The sequence below is a fragment of the Thiohalocapsa sp. ML1 genome (assembly GCF_001469165.1).
Classification (GTDB): Bacteria; Pseudomonadota; Gammaproteobacteria; order Chromatiales; family Chromatiaceae; genus Thiohalocapsa.
In genome coordinates this window covers 1-2,500 of record NZ_JABX01000097.1, presented here as the reverse complement: position 1 = coordinate 2,500, position 2,500 = coordinate 1, and the positions used below count along the sequence as shown (strand labels likewise).

The window sequence follows — 2,500 nt, the reverse complement described above, 5'->3', positions numbered from 1 at the left end:
AAAGCGAGTCTTAAATGGGCGTTCAGTCGCTGGGAGTAGACCCGAAACCGGGCGATCTACCCATGGCCAGGGTGAAGGTGCGGTAACACGCGCTGGAGGCCCGAACCGGGATCTGTTGAAAAAGATTCGGATGAGCTGTGGGTCGGAGTGAAAGGCTAATCAAGCCCGGAGATAGCTGGTTCTCCCCGAAAGCTATTTAGGTAGCGCCTCGTGTCTCACTCCCGGGGGTAGAGCACTGTTTCGGCTAGGGGGCCATCCCGGCTTACCAAACCGATGCAAACTCCGAATACCGGGAAGTGCAATCACGGGAGACAGACGGCGGGTGCTAACGTCCGTCGTCAAAAGGGCAACAGCCCAGACCGCCAGCTAAGGTCCCGAAATCATGGCTCAGTGGGAAACGATGTGGGAAGGCCCAGACAGCCAGGAGGTTGGCTTAGAAGCAGCCATCCTTTAAAGAAAGCGTAATAGCTCACTGGTCGAGTCGGCCTGCGCGGAAGATGTAACGGGGCTTAAGCCATGTACCGAAGCTGCGGATGCCACGCATTTTCGAATGAGTGGCATGGTAGGGGAGCGTTCCGTAAGCCTGCGAAGGTGGATCGTAAGGTCTGCTGGAGGTATCGGAAGTGCGAATGCTGACATGAGTAACGATAAAGGGGGTGAAAAACCCCCTCGCCGAAAGCCCAAGGTTTCCTGCGCAACGCTAATCGGCGCAGGGTGAGTCGGCCCCTAAGGCGAGGCCGAAAGGCGTAGTCGATGGGAAGCAGGTTAATATTCCTGCACCACGCATGACTGCGATGGGGGGACGGAGAAGGCTAGGCCAGCCGGCTGTTGGTTGCCGGTTTAAGCGTGTAGGCAGTCATCTTAGGCAAATCCGGGATGGCAATGCTGAGGCGTGATGACGAGCTTCTACGGAAGCGAAGTGGTCGATGCCCTGCTTCCAGGAAAAGCCTCTAAGCTTCAGGTCATGTGTGACCGTACCCGAAACCGACACAGGTGGGCAGGGTGAGAATCCCAAGGCGCTTGAGAGAACTCTGGTGAAGGAACTAGGCAAAATGGTACCGTAACTTCGGGAGAAGGTACGCCCCTGGTACGTGAAGCCCCTGCGGGTGGAGCGGAAGGGGGTTGCAGTGACCAGGCCGCTGCGACTGTTTACTAAAAACACAGCACTCTGCAAACGCGCAAGCGGACGTATAGGGTGTGACGCCTGCCCGGTGCCGGAAGGTTAAGTGATGGGGTTATCTTCGGAGAAGCTCTTGATCGAAGCCCCGGTAAACGGCGGCCGTAACTATAACGGTCCTAAGGTAGCGAAATTCCTTGTCGGGTAAGTTCCGACCTGCACGAATGGCGTAACGATGGCGGCACTGTCTCCACCAGAGACTCAGTGAAATTGAAATCTCGGTCAAGATGCCGAGTACCCGCGGCTAGACGGAAAGACCCCGTGAACCTTTACTACAGCTTTACACTGGACTTTGAACCTACTTGTGTAGGATAGGTGGGAGGCTTTGAAGCAGCCACGCCAGTGGTTGTGGAGCCATCCTTGAAATACCACCCTGGTATGTTTGAAGTTCTAACCTAGGCCCGTTATCCGGGTCAGGGACAGTGTATGGTGGGTAGTTTGACTGGGGCGGTCTCCTCCCAAAGAGTAACGGAGGAGCGCGAAGGTACCCTCAGCGCGGTCGGAAATCGCGCGATGAGTGCAAAAGCATAAGGGTGCTTGACTGCGAGACAGACACGTCGAGCAGGTGCGAAAGCAGGCTTTAGTGATCCGGTGGTTCTGTATGGAAGGGCCATCGCTCAACGGATAAAAGGTACTCCGGGGATAACAGGCTGATACCGCCCAAGAGTCCATATCGACGGCGGTGTTTGGCACCTCGATGTCGGCTCATCACATCCTGGGGCTGAAGTCGGTCCCAAGGGTATGGCTGTTCGCCATTTAAAGTGGTACGCGAGCTGGGTTTAGAACGTCGTGAGACAGTTCGGTCCCTATCTGCCGTGGGCGTTGGAGACTTGAGGGAAGCTGCTCCTAGTACGAGAGGACCGGAGTGGACGTACCTCTGGTGTTCCGGTTGTCACGCCAGTGGCATTGCCGGGTAGCTATGTACGGACGGGATAACCGCTGAAAGCATCTAAGCGGGAAGCCCCTCCCAAGATTAGGTCTCCCTGGATCCTTGAGATCCCTGAAGGTCCGTCGAAGACGACGACGTTGATAGGCGGGGTGTGGAAGCGCGGTAACGTGTGAAGCTAACCCGTACTAATTGACCGTGCGGCTTGACCATATAACACCCAAGCATTTTGGGTGCCGACAACGCATCACGTGCCCTTACGATCATCACCAAATTGCGGCACAACGCACTCGTGCGTTGCGCCCAACCTTTTCCTGGCGGCGATGGAGCACTGGAACCACCTGAATCCATGCCGAACTCAGAAGTGAAACGGTGTATCGCCGATGATAGTGTGGGGCCTCCCCATGCGAAAGTAGGTCACCGCCAGGGCCTTATTT

At 56.2% G+C, this 2,500-nt stretch carries 2 rRNA genes (1 of these 2 cut by a window edge); both read left to right on the top strand.

Features of this window, described 5'->3' with window-relative positions:
* Nucleotides 1-2,276: ribosomal RNA gene (locus tag ML01_RS26370) — 23S ribosomal RNA — on the top strand; it begins 620 nt to the left of the window's first position.
* Between the two features lie 100 nt (nucleotides 2,277-2,376).
* Nucleotides 2,377-2,492 (top strand): 5S ribosomal RNA (gene rrf, locus ML01_RS26365).
* Nucleotides 2,493-2,500 lie beyond the last annotated feature (8 nt).